The 19294-nt window shown below is 64.8% G+C and carries 19 protein-coding genes; 11 read left to right on the top strand and 8 right to left on the bottom strand.

The features are described from left to right. Nucleotides 1-25: 25 nt before the first annotated feature. On the bottom strand, nt 26-1570 hold the full coding sequence (locus U1R88_RS27290; RefSeq protein WP_322434091.1) for a sugar ABC transporter ATP-binding protein: 1545 nt from the start codon (nt 1568-1570) through the stop codon (nt 26-28). Further along, nucleotides 1567-2223: a DUF2291 domain-containing protein gene (locus U1R88_RS27285; RefSeq protein WP_322434090.1), complete on the bottom strand. Its 657-nt coding sequence runs from the start codon at nt 2221-2223 to the stop codon at nt 1567-1569. The genes U1R88_RS27290 and U1R88_RS27285 overlap by 4 nt, the downstream gene beginning before the upstream one ends. Nucleotides 2224-2951: 728 nt before the next feature. Between U1R88_RS27285 and U1R88_RS27280 the strand changes: the two genes are divergently transcribed. The 11 genes from U1R88_RS27280 to U1R88_RS27230 all read left to right on the top strand — a co-directional run bounded on the left by U1R88_RS27280 (nt 2952) and on the right by U1R88_RS27230 (nt 14948). Beyond that, nucleotides 2952-4556 carry an FGGY-family carbohydrate kinase gene (locus U1R88_RS27280; protein ID WP_322434089.1) on the top strand — a complete coding sequence of 535 codons (1605 nt, stop codon included), beginning with the start codon at nt 2952-2954 and terminating at the stop codon, nt 4554-4556. Beyond that, the gene (locus tag U1R88_RS27275; protein ID WP_322434088.1) at nt 4553-6094 is read left to right on the top strand and encodes a glycerol-3-phosphate dehydrogenase; all 1542 of its coding nucleotides are present in this window, start codon (nt 4553-4555) and stop codon (nt 6092-6094) included. Before U1R88_RS27280 ends, U1R88_RS27275 begins: the two co-directional genes overlap by 4 nt. Before the next feature lie 7 nt (nt 6095-6101). Continuing rightward, nucleotides 6102-7034 (top strand): sugar phosphate isomerase/epimerase family protein, encoded by a 933-nt coding sequence (locus U1R88_RS27270; protein ID WP_322434087.1) that lies wholly within the window; start codon nt 6102-6104, stop codon nt 7032-7034. A 28-nt stretch (nt 7035-7062) separates the two neighbouring features. After that, nucleotides 7063-8016 carry a sugar-binding transcriptional regulator gene (locus tag U1R88_RS27265; RefSeq protein WP_322434098.1) on the top strand — a complete coding sequence of 318 codons (954 nt, stop codon included), beginning with the start codon at nt 7063-7065 and terminating at the stop codon, nt 8014-8016. Between the two features lie 63 nt (nt 8017-8079). Beyond that, nucleotides 8080-8847, top strand: a complete 768-nt coding sequence (locus tag U1R88_RS27260; RefSeq protein WP_322434086.1) for a triose-phosphate isomerase — start codon at nt 8080-8082, stop codon at nt 8845-8847. 45 nt (nt 8848-8892) lie between these two features. Next, nucleotides 8893-9330: a D-erythrulose-4-phosphate isomerase gene (gene derI / locus U1R88_RS27255; RefSeq protein ID WP_068281428.1), complete on the top strand. Its 438-nt coding sequence runs from the start codon at nt 8893-8895 to the stop codon at nt 9328-9330. Between the two features lie 327 nt (nt 9331-9657). Continuing rightward, nucleotides 9658-10692 (top strand): NADP-dependent oxidoreductase, encoded by a 1035-nt coding sequence (locus tag U1R88_RS27250; RefSeq protein WP_322434085.1) that lies wholly within the window; start codon nt 9658-9660, stop codon nt 10690-10692. A gap of 172 nt (nt 10693-10864) precedes the next feature. Further along, on the top strand, nt 10865-11875 hold the full coding sequence (locus U1R88_RS27245; protein WP_322434084.1) for an ABC transporter substrate-binding protein: 1011 nt from the start codon (nt 10865-10867) through the stop codon (nt 11873-11875). A gap of 47 nt (nt 11876-11922) precedes the next feature. Further along, nucleotides 11923-12840 (top strand): ABC transporter ATP-binding protein, encoded by a 918-nt coding sequence (locus tag U1R88_RS27240; protein ID WP_322434083.1) that lies wholly within the window; start codon nt 11923-11925, stop codon nt 12838-12840. Then, nucleotides 12837-13721, top strand: a complete 885-nt coding sequence (locus tag U1R88_RS27235; protein WP_322434082.1) for an ABC transporter permease — start codon at nt 12837-12839, stop codon at nt 13719-13721. The genes U1R88_RS27240 and U1R88_RS27235 overlap by 4 nt, the downstream gene beginning before the upstream one ends. A 156-nt stretch (nt 13722-13877) precedes the next feature. Next, on the top strand, nt 13878-14948 hold the full coding sequence (locus U1R88_RS27230) for an LLM class flavin-dependent oxidoreductase (protein ID WP_322434081.1): 1071 nt from the start codon (nt 13878-13880) through the stop codon (nt 14946-14948). 16 nt (nt 14949-14964) lie between these two features. Here U1R88_RS27230 and U1R88_RS27225 read toward each other — a convergent pair whose 3' ends face one another. From U1R88_RS27225 to sctO, 6 genes are all read right to left on the bottom strand, one after another. Continuing rightward, nucleotides 14965-15750: a putative hydro-lyase gene (locus U1R88_RS27225; protein ID WP_322434080.1), complete on the bottom strand. Its 786-nt coding sequence runs from the start codon at nt 15748-15750 to the stop codon at nt 14965-14967. 222 nt (nt 15751-15972) lie between these two features. Further along, a complete protein-coding gene (gene sctT / locus U1R88_RS27220) occupies nt 15973-16779 on the bottom strand; it encodes a type III secretion system export apparatus subunit SctT (protein WP_322434079.1) in 807 nt (268 codons plus the stop codon). Then, nucleotides 16779-17051 (bottom strand): EscS/YscS/HrcS family type III secretion system export apparatus protein, encoded by a 273-nt coding sequence (locus tag U1R88_RS27215; RefSeq protein WP_068281421.1) that lies wholly within the window; start codon nt 17049-17051, stop codon nt 16779-16781. Before U1R88_RS27215 ends, sctT begins: the two co-directional genes overlap by 1 nt. Before the next feature lie 24 nt (nt 17052-17075). Continuing rightward, the gene (gene sctR, locus U1R88_RS27210) at nt 17076-17729 is read right to left on the bottom strand and encodes a type III secretion system export apparatus subunit SctR (protein ID WP_322434078.1); all 654 of its coding nucleotides are present in this window, start codon (nt 17727-17729) and stop codon (nt 17076-17078) included. Then, nucleotides 17722-18801, bottom strand: coding sequence for a type III secretion system cytoplasmic ring protein SctQ (gene sctQ / locus U1R88_RS27205; RefSeq protein WP_322434077.1), 1080 nt, complete (start codon nt 18799-18801; stop codon nt 17722-17724). The genes sctR and sctQ overlap by 8 nt, the downstream gene beginning before the upstream one ends. Nucleotides 18802-18808: 7 nt before the next feature. Continuing rightward, entirely contained in the window at nt 18809-19291 is a 483-nt protein-coding gene (gene sctO / locus U1R88_RS27200; protein WP_322434076.1) for a type III secretion system stalk subunit SctO, read from the bottom strand. Nucleotides 19292-19294: the final 3 nt, after the last annotated feature.

Genomic DNA, 19294 nt, shown 5'->3' with positions numbered 1-19294 from the left:
TCGAAGGCGCCTTGCTCTGGAGGGATCAATGGACCACGGCTTCGCCCGAGGCGGCCATGATCTCGTCCTTGCTTGCGGTTGCGCCGAATTCGGCGGCGATGCGGCCCTTGCGCATCACGATGATGCGATGCGCGACGGAGAGGCATTCGCCGACTTCGGAGGTGGAGTAGATGACGGCGAGGCCCCGGCGTGCGCCCTCGGCGAGAAGCCGGAACACCTCGGCTTTGGCGCCGATATCGATGCCGCGGCTCGGCTCGTCGAGCAGGATCACCTTGGGGTTGGTGGCGAGCATCTTGCCGATCACCACCTTCTGCTGGTTGCCGCCGGACAGCGAGCCGATGGGCGCGCCGCCGCCTGCCGTTTTGACCGTGACCTTGCGGATGGTGTCGTCGATCAGCTGCTGCTCGATCCTCAGCGAGGTGAACAGGCCGCGGGTGAAATCGGCGATCGAAGCCAGGGACAGGTTCTGGCCCACGCTCATGGTCTGGACCAGGCCGTCGCGCTGCCGGTCTTCGGGAACCAGGGCCAGGCCGGCCTGGATGCGCCGGGCGATGGTCAGGCCCGAGACCTCGTCATCCTCCAGGAGGACCTGGCCGGACGAGGCCTTGAGGCGCCCGGCCAGGGTTTCCAGCAATTCGGTCCTGCCGGCGCCCATCAGGCCGTAGATGCAAACGATCTCGCCGGCCTTCACGTCCAGCGACAGCTTGTCGACCACATTGTAGCCGCCGCCGGCGGGATCCGGCACCGTGAGCTCGCGCACCGAAAGCGCCGTGGCGCCGAATTCGTAGCCTTCTGGGGGAGAGCCGAGGTCATAGTTCTCGCCCACCATGTTGCGCACGATCCATTTGAGGTCGATCTCGGCACGCGGGGCATAGGCCGTCATGGTGCCGTCGCGCAGGACGACGGCGTGATTGGTGATCTCCAGCGCCTCTTCAAGATGGTGCGAGATGTAGACGATCGAGACGCCCCGGCTGGTAAGGTCGCCGATGACCTTGAACAGCACCGCCACCTCCGTCGCCGACAGGGCCGAGGTCGGCTCGTCCATGATCAGGATGCGGCTGCGGACCGAGAGGGCGCGCGCGATCTCGACGATCTGCTGCTGTCCCAGCCGCAATTCGCCGACCGGGGTGAGGGGATCGATGTCCTCCTCGAGCTCGGCCATCAAGGCGCGCGTCTCTTCCTCCTCCTTGGCGAAGTCGACGCCGGTGAGGCCCATGATCTCGCGGCCCATGAAGATGTTGTCGCGCACCGACAAATTGGGCGCGAGAGAGAGTTCCTGGTGGATGATCGAGATGCCCCGGTCGCGGGCATCCGACGCCGAGGAGAACTCCACGGGCTCACCGTCGAGGAGGATCTCTCCCGATGTCGGGGTCACGATGCCCGACAGGATTTTCATCAGGGTCGACTTGCCGGCGCCGTTCTCGCCGAACAGGGTCGTGACCTGGCCGCGATGAATGTCGAAGTTCACGCCTTTGAGAGCGTGCACATTGCCATAGGACTTGGCCACGTTGCGCGCGGCCAGCACGACCTCGGGCGCCCGTGCGCCGGAAGGAGAGAGCGCCTCGCTCATTTCACCGTTACCGCCACAGGCGTGATCAGCCAGTTTTCCGGGTTCACCAGACGGAAGGCCCCAACGATCTCCAGGGTCTTGCCGGTGAGATTGGCGGTATCGATGTCGGTGAGCACCTGCTTCTTCATCTCGCGATTGATGGCCGAGCCGGCGTTCTGATACTCGATCTGGTTCTTGAACTGGCCGAAAGCGATATCGCCCGGCGCGTCGCGAAGGTCGGTTCCATTGATGGCGGGGCCGGTCTGCACGCGCACGCCGATGGAGGCCGGCAGTCCGTCAACCGTGAGCTTGTAGATGCCCGCCTTCTGCTCGCCGGCGACGCCCGTCAGACGGACGGGGATGATCGAGCCGGTAGAGGCTGCCGTTCCATATTTGGCGGCCGCTGCCGCCTTGTCGGCGAGAATCGCCGGCGCCAGGGTCTTGGCCTCGACGGCGCGCTGCTCGATGGCCGCCTTGATCTGCGGAAAATGCTCGGCGCCATAGGTATCGGGCGAAAAGGCGGCCTGGCGCACATCGTCCTTGGAACCGATCTGCACGATGCGGGTATCGAAGGCGATTCCGGCGACGACGAGAACGGCAAGCGCCGGCACGATCAGCCGACGCCAGCCGCCGGCGGCCGGTGCCCTCGCGGATGCACCATGACTATTGCTCATGACGAAGCCCACCATTTTCGCTGCGTGCGATCAGGAAGCGGGGATGGAGGAATGCCCGGCCGAGGCTTGCCCGGGCTTGTGCCGCAAGCGCGGACCCGGTGCGCGGAATGCGCAGCATGGCTCCTCCCATTCTGCCGCTGATGCGGCCCGCTCTCACGGGCCGGAACGGCTCTCTCGCTGATCATTGAGATATGTTATATCTGTGTTTTATAAAACGTCAACAGAGTTATAATCCCAACTCGCCGGCTCGGCGAAAAAGTTTTCCGAAAAGGGTGGTTTCCGACTGTTGGTCCTTCGGAGATGCGGCGAACCCCTGGCAGGGTGGCGCGGTCCGCTGCGGAGCTGCTGGTCTAGTGTATTGTTGCGGGGAAAAATCGGAAATTTGAAATTTTAAACAATTAAATCAAATAGTTAAATTCATGACGCAGGCCAAAACAAGTGTGACGCAGGGGGATTTTCCGCTTCGCTCTGACGGAAGGATCGGAGGGCGAGTTTCGGCTTTTGGATATGTTTCCTTTTTCTGCAGGCGGGCGGGGTCTCCTGAAATAATGTGTTATCGTAGCAATAAATTACGTGACGTATGATATCTTTATGATATATGAAATCACGAAGATCACAGATCGACGCGCACGGCGGAAATCGCCGGCGATGAGCGGGAGGCCTGGCCCTGCCTGGGAGATGGATCATGCGCGGAATTGTCGAGCTGTCCGTTCGCGAAGGATGTTGTGATGCCCGCTGATCTGCTGATCGGGGTGGATGCCGGGACGTCTGTGATCAAGGCCGTCGCCTTCGATTTCAGCGGCCGCCAGATCGGGGCATTCTCGGTGCCCAATCGTTACCTGCGCGGAGAGGACGGTTCGGCGACTCAATCGCTGCAGGCGACCTGGGCCGATTGCGTCGCGGCGCTGCGCGGGCTGGCCGGCAAGGTCGACAATCTCGCGGCCCGCACGGCGGCACTCGCCGTCACGGCCCAGGGCGATGGCACCTGGCTGGTCGGCGCGGGCAATGCGCCGGCGGCCGACGCCTGGCTATGGCTGGATGCGCGGGCGGCGTCCACGGTGCAGAGGCTGGCGGCCTCTCCGATGAACCGGGCGCGCTTCGAAGCCACGGGAACGGGCCTCAATACTTGCCAGCAAGGGTCGCAAATGGCCCATATGGACGTTCACAGCCCGGATCTGCTCGACAAGGCCGAGGTCGCCCTGCATTGCAAGGATTGGCTCTATCTGAACCTGACGGACGTACGGGCCACGGATCCGTCCGAAGCCAGCTTCACCTTCGGCAATTTTCGTACCCGCCGCTATGACGATGGGGTCGTGGAGGCTCTCGGCCTGAGCCATCGGCGCACATTGCTGCCCGAAATCATCGATGGCAGCCAGGTCACCCATGCCCTCACGGCGCGTGCGGCCGAGCAGACGGGGTTGCTGGCGGGCACGCCGGTGAGCCTTGGCTACGTCGACATGGTCATGGCCGCCCTGGGGGCGGGCGTCTATGGCGGCTCCGGCGACGCGGCCTGCTCGACCATCGGCTCGACCGGCGTCCATATGCGCGCCAAGAAAGCGGCCGACGTCCACCTCAACCCGGAGGGCACCGGCTATGTCATCGCCCTGCCGGTCCCCGGGGTCGTCACCCAGGTGCAGACCAACATGGCGGCGACGCTCAACATCGACTGGGTGTTGACGATCGCGGCCGACATCCTCGCCCAGATGGGCCAGAAGGTGACGCATCAGGACCTGGTAAAGCGCATCGACGGCTGGCTGGCCGACAGCCGCCCGGGATCGCTGATCTACCATCCCTATATTTCCGACGCCGGCGAGCGCGGCCCCTTCGTCGATGCCGAGGCGCGGGCCGGCTTCATCGGCCTGTCCGCCAGGCATCGCTATGCCGATTTGGTGCGCGCCGTCGTCGAGGGGTTGGGCATGGCCATGCGCGACTGCTACGCCGCCATGGGCGACCTGCCGGCCGAACTGCGCCTGGCCGGCGGCGCGGTGCGCTCGCGCGCTCTGCGCGGCGTGCTGTCAGCCGCGATCAACGCCCCACTGCGCGTTTCCTCGCGCGAGGAGGCCGGGGCCGCCGGCGCGGCGATGATGGCGGCGGTCGCCATCGGTGCCTTCGAGGACATGGACGCCTGCGTCGCCCAGTGGGTGACGCCGCTGCTGGGGGCTCCCGAGCCTCCGGATGCGGCACTGGCCGCCCTCTACGATCAATTATTCCCCGCCTTCAGGGCCGCGCGCCTCGAATTGACCCCAGCGTGGAATGCGCTTGCGACCGCCCGGCATGACGCCGCCGGCGGAGCGGGCGCTTCGTCGGCTGCGGGAAGGAGCCTTGCAGTATGAGCGATATGATCGACCTTCTGGTGATCGGTGGCGGCATCAACGGTGCCGGCATCGCCCGCGACGCGGCAGGCCGTGGCCTGTCCGTCACGCTGGTGGAAAAGGACGATCTGGCCCAGGGCACGTCCTCGCGCTCGGGCAAGCTGGTGCATGGCGGCCTGCGCTATCTGGAATATTACGAGTTCCGCCTGGTTCGCGAAGCGCTGATCGAGCGCGAAGTCCTCCTGAACTCGGCGTGCCACATCATCTGGCCGATGCGGTTCGTGCTGCCGCACAGCCCGCAGGACAGGCCAGCCTGGCTGGTGCGCCTCGGGCTCTTCCTCTACGACCATCTGGGCGGCCGTAAGAAGCTTCCCGGCACGCGCGTGCTCGATCTCAGGCGCGATCCGGTCGGCGCGCCCATCCTCGACCAGTATGCCAAGGGCTTCGAATATTCCGACTGCTGGGTCGATGATGCGCGCCTCGTCGCGCTCAACGCGCTCGGCGCGGCGGAAAAGGGCGCCACGATCCTCACCCGCACGGCGGCGGTCTCGGCGCGGCGGGAGGAGGGCGCCTGGACGGTCGTCACCCGCGATACGGTGACAGGCCAAACCCGCACGCATCGGGCGCGCTGCATCGCCAACGCGGCGGGACCCTGGGTCTCCGACGTCATCGCGCAGGTGGCGGGCTCCAACTCCACGCGCAATGTGCGTCTGGTCAAGGGCAGTCACATCATCGTGCCGAAGTTCTGGGAGGGGCAGCAGGCCTATCTGGTGCAGAACCACGACAAGCGCGTGATCTTCATCAATCCCTACGAGGGTGACATGGCGCTGATCGGCACCACCGATATCGCCTATCAGGGCGCGGCCGAGGACGTTGCTGCCGAGGAGAAGGAAATCGACTACTTGATCACGGCGGTGAACCGCTATTTCAAGCAGAAGCTGCGCCGGCAGGACGTGCTGCATGCCTTCTCCGGCGTCCGGCCGCTTTTCGACGACGGCAAGGGCAACCCGTCCGCCGTCACGCGCGATTACGTTTTCGATCTCGACGAGACCGACGGGGTGCCGTTGCTCAACGTCTTCGGCGGCAAGATCACCACCTTCCGCGAGCTTTCCGAGCGCGCCATGCACAGGCTCGGCAAGTTCTTCCCCAAAATGGGCGGCGACTGGACGCGCGAGGCCCGGCTGCCGGGCGGTGAGATCGAGAATGCCGATTATGTGAGCTTCGTCGAAACCCTGCGCACAGCCTATCCCTGGATGCCCAACCGGCTGCTCCAGCATTATGGCCATGCCTATGGCGCACGCACGGCGCAGCTCGTCGGCGCGGCAGGCAGCGTCGCCGATCTCGGCCGTCATTTCGGTGGCTGCCTCTTCGAGGCCGAGGCGCGCTATCTCGCCGGGCGTGAATGGGCCCGCAACGCGGAGGACGTGCTGGTACGTCGGACCAAGCACTATCTCCACCTGAGCGATGCCGAAAAAGCGGCCTTCACCGCCTGGTTCGAGCGCGAGATCGTTGCCGCAGGTGCAATGGCGCCGACTTCCTATTCCAACGCTTCCGCCTGAGGGTCCGATGCCTCTGACGTTGTCCCTCAATACCAATCCGCTGGTGAACCGCTTCGCCGATCCCGACGATCTGATCGACGCGGTGGCGCGCGATCTCAGGCTGCGCGACCTGCAGCTGACGCATGAATTCATCAATCCGAGCTGGCCGGCGGCCACCATACGGCGCCTGGTCCGCCAGATGAGTGGTGCCCTGGCCCGCACCGGCGTGCGCGTGACCAGTGGCATGACCGGACCCTATGGCCGGCTCAACCATTTTGGACATCCCGATCCGGAAGTGCGGCGCTATTATGTCGACTGGTTCAAGACCTTCGCCGACATCGTCGGCGATCTCGGCGGTTCGTCGGTCGGCACGCAGTTCGCCATTTTCACTTTTGCTGATTACGACGATGCCGCCCGGCGTGAGGAGCTGATCCGGATCGCCATCGACTGCTGGGCCGAAGTCGCCGAGCACGCCAAGGCTGCCGGCCTTACTTCCGTCTTCTGGGAGCCGATGAGCATTGGCCGTGAATTCGGCGAGACCATCGAGGCCTGCCTGTCACTGCAGCGGCGCCTGACGGCGGCCGACATGGCCGTGCCGATGTGGATGATGGCCGATATCGATCATGGCGATGTCACCTCGTCCAACCCCGACGACTACGACCCCTATGCCTGGGCGCGTGCCGTGCCGAGGGTGTCCCCGATCATCCACATCAAGCAGAGCCTGATGGACAAGGGTGGTCATCGCCCGTTCACGGCCGAATTCAATGCCAGGGGCCGGATCCAGCCCGAACCGTTGCTGGCCGCCCTTGCCGAGGGCGGCGCCGAAGACAACGAGATCTGCCTGGAGCTGAGCTTCAAGGAACGCGAGCCCAACGACCGCCAGGTCATTCCCCAGATCGCCGAGAGCATCGCCTTCTGGGCGCCCTTCATCGAGACAGGCGCGGAGGACCTCCATGTCTGACGCGGAGCGAACGGGGCGTGGAGGCGGGATGGGACGCGCCGTCACCGAGAACGAACTGGAGGAATCCCTCGCCCGCCGTGCGGCCTGGCTGCATTATGTCGGCGGCCTCACCCAGGCGGCGGTGGCCAAGCGGCTCGGCCTGCCCTCGGTGAAGACCCATCGCCTCATCGCCCGCGCGGTTGCGAGCGGTGTAGTCAAGGTCTCCATCGATGGCGACATCATCGAATGCGTTGAGCTGGAAGCAGAACTCTGCCGGCGCTTTCACCTCGATCATTGCGAGGTCGCCCCCGATCTCGGCGAGGAGGGCATCCCGCTGCGCGCGCTCGGCCAGGCCGGGGCGGGGTTCCTGCGGCGCGCGATCGAGCGTGGCGACCATGGCACCATCGGCCTCAGTCATGGGCGCACCCTGACTTCAGCCGTGGCTCATATGTCGCGCATCGCGGCCGGCCAGATGCGGTTCGTCTCGCTGCTCGGCGTGCTCACCCGCAATTATGCGGTCAATCCGCATGACGTCATGCACTCCATCGCGGAGAAGACCGGCGCGCAGGCCTATGTGATGCCGGTGCCGTTCTTCGCCAATTCCGCCGAGGACAAGGCAGTGCTGCTCGCCCAGCGCGGCATCAGCGAGGTGCTCGCCATGGCCAATGGCGCGGAGTTGAAGGTGGTGGGCATCGGTTCGGTCGATGCCGACGCCCAGCTCGTTTCGTCCGGCATGATGCATCCGCAGGAGATCCGGGACATCAGGGCCGAGGGCGGGGTGGGCGAAATGCTCGGCTATTTCTTCGACGCCCAGGGACGGGTGCTCGAAAATTCCCTGACCGCGCGGACCCTGGGCGTCGTCCTGAACGGACGGGCCGGTGATCACATCGTCGGCATTGCAGGCGGGGCTCACAAGCTCGAGGCGATCCGGGCCGTACTGCTCAGCGGCCGCCTCAGGGGGCTGATCACCGACGAGGCCACGGCGCGGGCGCTGCTCGGCTAGGCCTCTTCAGACACACGGATTTGCAAGCCGGCCGGTCGTGGTCGGCACGGAGAGACATGGAAAATGACACGTCATTGGGTCGGCACCAGCTGGAAGATGAACAAGACCCTGGAAGAGGGTCTGGCTTTCACGAAAACCCTGGCCCAAGCGCTGGCTTCGGTCGATGATCGCCTGCAGCCCTTCGTCATCCCGCCCTTCACTTTGGTGCGCGAAGTCAAGCGGGCGCTCGTCGGGACGCGCGTGAAGGTCGGCGCGCAGAACATGCACTGGGCCGATGCGGGCGCCTGGACAGGCGAAATCTCGCCGTCGATGCTGAAGGATTGCGGCCTCGACCTGGTCGAGCTCGGGCATAGCGAGCGGCGCGAGCATTTCGGCGAGACGGATCGTACCGTCGGCCTGAAGACGGCGGCGGCGATCAAGCATGGCCTGATACCGCTGGTCTGCGTCGGAGAAACCCTGGCGGAGCGCGAGAGCGGCAAGGCCGAAGAGGTGCTCGCGGCCCAGGTCGCAGGGGCGCTCTCGCAGCTTGGCGACGGCAAGCCTGCCGTCGAGATCATCTTCGCCTATGAACCGGTCTGGGCCATCGGCGAAAACGGCATTCCGGCCAGCGCCGACTATGCCGATCGCCAGCAGGCCCTGATCAAGCAGATGGCGGCGAACCGCCTCGGGACGTCCCCTTCAGTTCTCTATGGCGGCAGCGTCAATCCGGCCAACGCCGCCGACCTCATCGGCCAGCCCCATATCGACGGGCTCTTCATTGGGCGCTCCGCCTGGCAGGCCGAAGGCTATCTCGACATCCTCGATCGCACGGCCCGGGCCCTGTCGGCATAGCCGCCAGGGCAACCGATCTCACTTATACAAGGAAGGAAGACCATCATGAAAATCGCACTTGGAGCCGACAGCGCGGGCAAGCCCCTGCTCGACGTCATCGCCGCGCATCTGGCCAATCGCCCGGACCTCGAGATCACCGATCTCAGCCAGGCGGGCTACTATGCCGATCTTGCCGCCAAGGTGGGCCAGGACGTGGTCGATCACAAGCATGATCGCGCCATCCTGTTCTGCGGCACCGGCATCGGCGTGTGCATCTCCGCCAACAAGGTGCCGGGTATCCGCGCAGCGCTCACCCATGACACCTATTCGGCGGAACGGGCCGCCAAGTCGAACAACGCCCAGATCATCACCATGGGCGCCCGTGTCGTCGGCCCGGAACTCGCCAAGGCCATCGTCGATACCTGGCTGTCGTCGAATTTCGATCCTGAAGGCCCCTCGGCCGGCAACGTGCAAGCCATCGATCAGCTCGACGCCCGAAAGTGATCGACGGCCTTCGGTGGGAGACGGAAGCCTCCTGGGGCTTCCGTCTGTGATGCACCGAAAAGGGTGGGAAGCAGGCAGCCAAAGGAGAGATGATGCGCGGGAGGCAAGGGCCGTCTCCCGGCAGGTCGCCGTTGTGGCCGTCGCCTCGCGGCTTGGGTGATCCGTCATCCGGGCCGGTGCTCCATCGCGCAAAAATATGAGCGGGACCGGCGATGGCATTTCCGCAGGCGCGCTTAAATGCAACTGGTGTCCTGTTCCCGGCGCCGAAGATTCGGTGGCCGGAAAACGGGCGTTCTTGAAACAGACAGAACGGAGGCCGGCTCGATCATGACGACGTCAACTCTCATCAATCGGCGAATAGTGCTCGCCTCCCGGCCCGTCGGCGCTCCTTCCCCTGACGATTTCCGGTTCGAGGACGCGCCGGTCGGCGAGCCTTCGGACGGACAGCTCCTCCTGCAGGTCCTCTATCTCTCGCTCGATCCCTATATGCGCGGCCGCATGAGCGCGGCCAAATCCTATGCCAAGCCCGTGGCGATCGGCGATGTCATGGAGGGAGGCACCGTCGCCCGCGTGATACGCTCGCGCCATCCCGATTACCGGGAGGGCGATATCGTGCTCTCCCATTCCGGCTGGCAGAGCTTCGCGCTTTCCGATGGCGCGGGGTTGCGCAAGCTCGACCCCCGGGCCGCGCCGGTGAGCACCGCGCTCGGCGTGCTCGGCATGCCTGGCTTCACCGCCTATGCGGGCTTGCTGACCATCGGCCGGCCCAAGCCCGGCGAGACCGTCGTCGTCGCCGCTGCGTTGGGTGCCGTCGGTTCGGTCGTCGGCCAGATCGCCCGGATCAAGGGCGCCCGTGCCGTGGGAATCGCCGGCGGCGCCGACAAATGTGCCTTCGTGCGCGATGAGCTCGGCTTCGACGCCGTGGTCGATCATCACGCTCCCGATTTCGCCGCCCAACTCGCTGCCGCCTGCCCGGAGGGGATCGACATCTATTTCGAGAATGTCGGCGGCCGCGTATGGGATGCGGTGTTTCCGCTGCTCAACGATTTTGCACGTATCCCCGTCTGCGGCTTGATCGCGCAATACAATGCCGGCCCCGATGCCCCTGCCGGGCCCGACCGCCTGCCGTCGGTGATGCGGGACGTCCTGAGCAGGAGCCTTCTCATCCGTGGCTTCATCCAGCGCGAATTCGCCGACCAGCGCCCGGCCTTCTATCGCGAGGCCACGGAATGGATCGCCTCGGGACGCCTTCGCTACAAGGAGGATTTCGTGGACGGCCTGGACAGGGCGCCGGAAGCCTTCATCGGCCTGCTCGAAGGGCGCAATTTCGGCAAGCTCGTGGTGCGTGTCGCCCCCGAATAGGCGCGGGTTCCCGGTGCGCGGACGTCTCGTTCGCCTCTTCCGGCAAACCAGACGCAGCGTTTCCAGGAGCGGACGAGACCGCCGCGCGTCCGCAGGTTCGCTCAGCATATAATTGACTAATTCAATAGACTTTATATAGTTATGAGGAATTTGCACAACACGCAGGTGTTTGATGAAGCGTCATTTCCGGGCGGTTGCTGGTCTTCTGGCCGGCGCAGGATTGCTGATTGCCTCGGCGGCACAGGCTGAGGAGGGCAAGCTGCGCATTGCCCAGCAATTCGGGGTCGTCTACCTCACGCTCAACGTCGCGCAGGCGCAGAAACTGTTCGAAAAGCACGGCAAGGCTGCGGGCGTCGACATCGATGTCGAATTCGTCAAGCTGTCCGGCGGCGCAGCGGTGAACGATGCGCTGCTGTCGGGCAGCATCGACATTGCGGGGGCAGGGGTCGGGCCACTGTTCACGCTGTGGGATCGCACCCATGGCAAGCAGAACGTCAAGGGCGTCGCTTCGCTTGGCAATTTCCCCTATTACCTCGTCACCAACAACGCCAATGTGAAGACGATCGCCGACTTTACCGACAAGGACCGCATCGCACTGCCGGCCGTCGGCGTTTCGGTGCAGTCGCGCATCCTGCAATGGGCCTCGGCCAAGCAATGGGGCGATGCGGACTATGCCAGGCTCGACAAGTTTTCGGTCGCGCTGCCACATCCGGAGGCTGCCGCGGCTGTGATCAAGGGAGGTACCGAGATCACCGCCCATTTCGGCAACCCGCCTTTCCAGGAACAGGAACTCGCCGAAAATCCCAAGGCGCATGTCGTGCTCAAATCCTATGACGTCCAGGGCGGGCCGGCTTCTTCGACGGTACTGTACGCCACGGAGAAATTCGTCAAGGAGAGCCCCAAGACCTACAGAGCCTTCCTGGACGGTCTCGATGAAGCCGCCAAATTCGTCCGCGACAATCCCGAGGCGGCGGCCGATATCTATCTGGAGGTGGCCGGCGCCAAGACCGATCGCAATCTGCTCCTCAAGATCATCAAGAATCCGGAAGTGAGCTTCAAGATCGCACCCGAGAACACGCTGGGGCTTGGCCAGTTCCTGCACCGCGTCGGTGCCATCAGGAACGAGCCGAAAAGCCTGTCGGACTATTTCTTCGACGAACCACGCATATCCGGCGGCAGCTGAGTGCTTCGTTCCGAGCATAATTCCGAGATAGGTGATCGGTAGACCGCATGACGGACAGCCTCCTGCATGGTTTTCCCAAGCCTGCTTTTTCCGGGCCTGCTTTTTCCAAGCCGCATGACGGTCCACATGCGCTGCATCCCGGAGGGGCCTTGCCGGCCCCTTTGCTGCAGGCGCGTTCGGTGACCCTGGAGTATGCGACCCGCCATCGGGTCGTCCGGGCCACCCACAGGGTGGATCTCGATGTCTACGAGGGCGATCGCTTCGTCCTGCTGGGGCCTTCGGGCTGCGGCAAGTCCACGCTGCTGAAGGCCGCGGCGGGGTTCATCCGGCCGGTCGAAGGGGATTTCGTGCTCAGGGGAAGGCCAATATATGCGCCGGGGCCGGACCGTATCGTCGTCTTCCAGGAATTCGACCAGCTGCCGCCCTGGAAGACGGTGCTGCAGAACGTGGCCTTCCCGCTGGTCGCCTCCGGACGCCTGCCGCGCCACCAGGCGCGGGAACGGGCCCTGCATTATCTCGACAAGGTTGGGCTTGTCGCCTTTGCGGACGCTTTCCCGCACCAGCTCTCGGGCGGCATGAAGCAGCGCGTGGCGATTGCCAGGGCGCTCGCCATGCAGCCGGAAATTCTCTTGATGGACGAGCCTTTCGCGGCGCTCGATGCCTTGACCCGGCGCAGGATGCAGGAGGAACTCCTGCGTCTGTGGGAGGAGGTGCGCTTCACTCTCCTGTTCGTCACTCATTCCATCGAGGAAGCGCTGGTCGTCGGCAATCGCGTGGCGCTGCTCTCGCCACGGCCGGGCCGGGTGCGCGCCGAGATCAACAGCCATGAGTGGGACCTGGCCAGCATCGGCGGAACTGCCTTCCAGGCCGCAAGCCAGCGTATCCACCGCCTGCTGTTCGAGGAGGAGAGCGAAGAGGTGCGGGAGAGGGGGGAGGCGAGGATCGGCTCGGGAGGACAGGCATGAGCATGGCCGTGAACGGATCGCTCGTTCCGCCGGTCCGCGAGGAATTCGATCGCGACCTCCAGCCCTTCGTCGAAGTGGCGCTCGAGCGCCGGCTGCCGCTGGCGACCCGCCTGTGGCGGCAGGGCTGGCTGCGCAAGAGCCTGATCCTCATTGCCCTCGCGCTCCTGTGGGAAGTTCTTGCCCGCTACCAGGACAATGACCTGCTGTTGCCGACCTTCACCGCGACTGCACGGGCCTTCATTGCCGACATGGCCAGCGGCGAGCTGCCCGAGCGGGTAAGGCTGTCTCTCCTGGTGCTCGTCCAGGGATATCTGGCTGGCATCGTGCTCGCCTTCGCCCTGACCACGCTCGCAGTCGCCACCCAACTGGGCCGGGACCTGTTGTCGACGCTGACGGCCATGTTCAACCCGCTGCCCGCCATCGCCCTGCTGCCTCTGGCGCTGCTATGGTTCGGGCTCGGTGCCGGCAGCCTGGTGTTCGTGCTGATCCATTCGGTGTCGTGGCCGCTTTCCCTCAATATCTTCGCCGGTTTCCAGGCCGTGCCCGAAACCTTGCGCATGGCGGGCCGTAACTACGGCCTCAGGGGCGTGCGCTACGTCTTTCAGATCCTGGTGCCAGCAGCCTTGCCGGCCATCCTCTCGGGGCTGAAGATCGGCTGGGCCTTTGCGTGGCGGACCCTGATCGCGGCCGAACTGGTGTTCGGCGCCTCGTCCGGCAAGGGCGGGCTCGGCTGGTTCATCTTTCAAAACCGCAACGAGCTCTACACCGACCGTGTCTTCGCCGGTCTCGCTCTCGTGATCCTGATCGGGCTCGTCATGGAGAATGTGGTGTTCGCGACGCTGGAAAGGATCACTATCCGCCGCTGGGGGCAGGTGCGCTGATCGTGGCTCGCCTGCCCGAAACCACGTCCTCGACCGGCGGCAGCCCGTGAGGACATCAGGAATGCTTACGGAAAGACCGACCATGTCGAGGATCAACGCACGCCACGCCGGCGACCATCGCGGCTTCGCAGCCGCGGGCAATGGTGGGCCGAAGCCATGAGCGGGACCAGCGAATATCTGTGGTACATCCCCAATGACGTCAGGGCCGGCCATCGCGGCGACGCGGCCACCGCGGATCACAACAGCCTGGAGACACTGACCCGCCATGCCCGCGCCCTGGAAGACCATGGCTGGAAGGGCGCACTGATCGGTACCGGCTGGGGCCGGCCCGATACCTTCACCCTCGCCACGGCCCTTGCCGTGCGGACTTCTACTTTCGAGCCGCTGATCGCCATCCGGCCCGGCTATTGGCAGCCGGCCCAGTTCGCCTCCGCCGCTGCGACGCTCGATCAGCTGACCGGCGGCCGCGTGCGCGTGAACGTCGTGTCGGGCCTGGACAATCTGGCCGCCTATGGCGATGCCGAGGGAGAACAGGCGCATCGCTATGCCCGTACCCGGGAATTCATGCGCCTGGTGCGCAGGCTCTGGACTGAAGAGAACGTCACCTTCGAAGGCGAGCATTTCCGGGTTTCCGGCTCCACTGTGGCGCCGCGTCTTTCCTCGCGTGGCGGGCGGAGGCATCCCAGGCTCTATTTCGGCGGCGCCTCGGCGGCGGCGGAACGCGTGTCCGCGACCGAGGCCGACGTTCAGCTTTTCTGGGGCGAGCCGCTTGGCGGCGTGCGCGAGCGGATCGAACGCCTCAAGGCCTTGAGCAAGGCGCTGGACCGGGATCTTCCGCCCCTGAAGTTCGGTCTGCGGATCACTACGCTGGTCCGCGACACGAGGGAACAGGCCTGGGCCGATGCCGAGGCGAAGGTTGCCGAGATGGCCAGGACCAATGGCGCCGGCTGGCAGGACCATCGCCAGGCCGTCGCCGAGGGCCAGCGCCGGCTGTTGGATCTCTCCTCGCGCGGCGACGTGCTCGACGACAATCTCTATACCGCCCCAGGCAAGTTCGGCGGAGGCGGCGCCGGTACCACCTGGCTGGTCGGCTCAGCCGCCGACGTTGCCAATTCGCTGCGCAAATACCGCGAGCTCGGCATCGGGCATTTCGTGCTTTCCGATACGCCTTACCTCTCCGAGATCAAGCGCCAGGGCGAACAATTGCTGCCGCTGCTGCGCGATTGATGCCGGCACCGGGCAGCTAGAACAGCCTGATCTGACCGACATCAGCATCGGCGTCGAGGTCGGTTATCAGCATGTGGCCCGGCGTATTGGTGATGAACATCTCCGGCGTCGAGCATTTCAGCACGCTCTGCGCCGTCAGGCCGGAAGCCCAGAAGACGGGAATCTCGTCGGGATGGATATCGACGGCATCGCCCCAGTCGGGGCTGTCGAGGTCGTCAATGCCGATCTCCACGGGATCGCCGACATGCACCGGCGAGCCATGGGCGTGCGGAAAACGCGCCGTCATGGCGCGAGCCCTGTCGACGAGATCCTTCCGGATCGGCCGCATCGAGACGACCATGTAGCCGCCGAACACGCCCACGCTCTGGGTACGGATGGAAGAGCGATAGAGGGGCACGTTCTGGCTCATGGCGACATGGCGGACCTCGATCCGGTTCTGCCGGAGCATGTGCTCGAAGCTGAACGTGCCGCCGAGGGCGAAGGCGACCAGATCGTCGCGCCACAGGCTGATGATGTCAGTCCTGCTCCAGGTCTGCGGGCCGGCATGGAAAACGTCATATTGCGGCAGGTCGGTGCGCACGTCGATTTCGCCGAGAGTCGGTAGGCTGGGATCTCCGGCCCGATTGACGCCCACCAGGGGCAGCGACTTGGGGTTGCGCATGCAATAATCCAGGAAGTCGTCGGCAAGGCTGTTCGGCAGGATGATGACGTCTGCCTGCAGCTTGCCATCCGCCAGGCCGGCGGTGTGGCCGCGATAATGGCCGAGCCTGATCGCCTCGCGCAGGCTGGTCGCGCCGACCATGCGGAATTCTTCGTACCTCGTCGCGATATGTGGACGTCCCATTGATTTCTGTGGCCCCCAGCTTGTCGCAGGAGTAGAGAAATCCTGAGCAAGCTATTAGAATTATTATATTTTTTTGGTTCTTCGATGGTTGGAACGGCTCTTTGTTGTTCGGCTGCCGGCCCGAGCGCTCGCACATGTTCCTTATGACCGGGCAGTTTGTTTTGGCTTTTGCGACCATCGCTACCTCGCTCCACCGACAAGCGCCTTGAGGTCGCTTACCCCCTGGTTCAGGAAGGCGAGGTCGCCGGTCATGTAGTGGATGAGGAAGGCGGCGTAGAGCACCGAGACCAGGCTGAAGACGAGGGTCTTCACCACCAGCGACAGGGCGAAAATATTGAGGTGCGGCGAGGCGCGGGCGAGAAAGGCCAGCACGACGTCCGAAAGCAGCAGGCTGACGATCAGCGGCGCCATCAGCGTCAACGCCATGCCCAGGATTCTCGTCAGCAGGGTCAAAAGAATGGCGCCGGCATCGCGGCTGAAGATCGGCGAAAGGCTGTCGATCGCCCAGAGCGCATAGCTGTCATAGAGCGCACTCAAGGTGTGATGGAGGCCGCCGGCGGCCAGATAGATACCCACCATGACGATCATCAGAAGCGTGCCGGTGGCGCTCGTCTCATGGGTCATCATCGGATCGATCAGCGTGCCCATGGTCGAGCCGCGCTGCAAGTCGACGATGTTGCCGGCAGCCTCCGCCGCCCAGAACGGTATGCCGAGCACGAAGCCGAGCAAAGCGCCGATCACCACTTCCTTCAGCATCAGCATGAGCATCATGGGCGCGTCGACATGGCCGCGCCCGGCAATGTCGACGGTCATCGGGATGACCGGCAGCGCCAGCGCCAGAGCCACGCCGGTGCGCAGGATTCCTGCGAGCCGGGTACGGGAAAACAGCGGCATCAGCGCGACCAGGCCGACGATGCGCGCCGTGGCCAGGGCACTGGCCAGAACCAGGGTTTCCAGCCCCTTGAGGGATGCAAACAGGTTTTCCATCACTGGCGCGTCACGACGGGAAACTCGTCCATGACCTTGGACGCCTCATTGGCGATCTGGTAGCCGAGGAGCGGACCGACCAGCAGGATGACGACGAGGACCACGACCAGCTTGACGGTCTGCGGCAGGCTCTGGTCCTGGATCTGGGTCAGCGCCTGGGCAAAGCCGATGAGCAGGCCGACGACCAGCGCCGCCACGATGGCAGGCCCCGAGAGGATCAGTACCATCCACAGGGCGCTCTGGACCTTGGCAAGGATAAAATCATTGGCCATCGGGCGGTCCTTGCGGTGCAACCGTCAATTGTAGCTGAGGATCAGGCCGTGCATCAGGCGCGACCAGCCGTCGATCGCCACGAACAGCAGCAGTTTCAGCGGAATGGATATCAGCGTCGGCGAGACCATGATCATGCCCAGCGTCATCAGCACGTTGGCGACCACCACATCGATGATGAGGAAGGGCAGATAGAGCAGGAAGCCGATCTCGAAGGCCCGCGTCAGTTCGGAGGCGACGAAGGCCGGTACCAGGATCTGCAGGTCGTCATCCTTGACTTCCGCTCGTGCCTGTTCCGGCCACAGCCGCTTGGTGCCGTCCAGGAAGAACTGGCGTTCCTGGGGCTGCGTGTAGCGCAGCAGATGCTGCTTGAGCGGTTCGCGTGCCAGCTCGCCCGCGCGCGTCAGGTCCTGTGTGGTCTGGAACTGGATGTTTTCCTGCTGCAGGCGTCCCGAGATTTCGCCGATCAGGGGCGTCGTCACATAGACCGTCAGCACCAGGGCGATGCCGTAGATCACCAGATTGGGCGGTGTCTGCTGGACGCCGAGCGCATTGCGGATGAGGAAGAGGACGACGGAAATCTTCAGGAAACCGGTCATGGTCACCACGGCCAGCGGCAGAATGCCGACCAGGCCAACCGCGACGAGAAGGCCGAGAAGATTGGGCGAACCCTCAAGCATCGGCCGCCATGCGAATGATACGCACTCCCATGCCGTCGCCGACCTTCACGATCTCTCCGCGACCGATGCGCTTGCCATTGGCCACGAGATCGACGGCGGGCTCGGAAAGCTCGGGAAGCGGCACGATGGACCCGGCAGCGAGCCGGCTGACCTCGCGCAAAGGCATCGTCATGCGGGCGAGTTCGAAGACGACCGTCACCGGCAAATCCCCCAGGCCCGTGTCGTCAGGCTGTCCGCTTGCCGATTGTGGTTCATCCATGATCCATCCCCATCTCGTTTTGCTGATCGGCATTGGCGCCGAAACAAGTCTGCCGCTTTGTCCGATCGGTTCCGCCAGTGCTGCCCGACGCCCGGCCAGCACCACCAGGACCGTTTGCGCGCCGCGGGTCCAGCCGTCGGTCATGACGATGTCGCCTGGCTGCAGGGAACGCAGTTCCCCTACGGAAAGGCTGGTCGCAGCCCACCAGAGGCTGACGGGCAGCGGCAATTCGAGCCGGTGGGCGGCAGGCCTGCCCGATGCGGCGTCAAGGATGCGGCCGATCCTGGTGGCGAGCGCTGCGTCCGCCTGCAGAAGGCAGATGCTCTCGGCCTGGCCGGTGGGCCGGAGCCCAAACCGGAAGGGCATCTCGGGCCGGCCGTCGAGCGATGTGGCCGCAATCAATTCGATCGTTCCGTCCAGCTGCTGTTCCAGCCAGGCAATCTCCTCGCGCAGGAAGGATTCCAGGAGCAGGGCAGAATGTGCAGGAGCCGGCGGCCCGGCGGTGACGCCGGGATTGGCCCGCGCCAGCCAGCGCTCGAACAGTGCAGGCGTGAGACAAAGTCGGCCCGTTGCCGCGCCGACCTTGAAGTCGATGACGGTGGTCGCGCCCGGAGCCATCACCGGCTGCCACAGGGCAGAAAGCAGGAACTCCTCGCCAGCAAGACGGATCTTCACCGGCGGACGATTGCGATAGAAGGCATTGAGCGCCGCGGCATCGGCAGGGGCGATCGCTTGCAGGCGTGCCGCTGAGACCGTGGCTTCGGCCGCAGGGCGCTGTCGCGTTTTTCCAAGTGCCGCTAGTCTCTGATGCATGCGAAAATCACGCTCTTCCTGGCTTGAGCCTTGACGCGGCCGCGAGGCTCGCTTCCTCCTCGATCGTCATTTCCTCGATGGCTTCCAGCCGGCGCGCGCTGCGCGATCTCATCTCGTCGGCGAGACGGGACAGTTTCTCGACAGCTTTGCGCCGGACGTGATGGTCCTCGCGTGCGCGCGCCAGCTTTCGCTGTTGCCCGGCTTCTGCTTGCCTTGCCTCTTCCGTCGCCTGTCGCAGCTGCTCCACTTCGCTGGCGGTAAGCTGGAAGCGCCCGCGCAACGCCAGGAGGTCCTGGGCCGACAGCGGCCGGCCCATCAGATCGGCGAACGAGGTTCGTTCGTCGGCCGCAGCCCGTTCGAGGCGGGTGGTGAGCGCGGTGGCCGCCGATTGCGCCTGGTCCTGCGCTTCGCGGGCCAGGCGCTGCTGACGGGCAACCGCTTCCAGGGCGCGTCGCTCGCGCAGGCTGCGGATCTTGTGAAGCTGGGACATGAC

It is taken from the genome of Labrys sedimenti (assembly GCF_034424805.1).
In the GTDB taxonomy this organism is placed as follows: Bacteria; Pseudomonadota; Alphaproteobacteria; order Rhizobiales; family Labraceae; genus Labrys; species Labrys sedimenti.
This window is presented reverse-complemented; position numbering and strand designations above follow the sequence as displayed.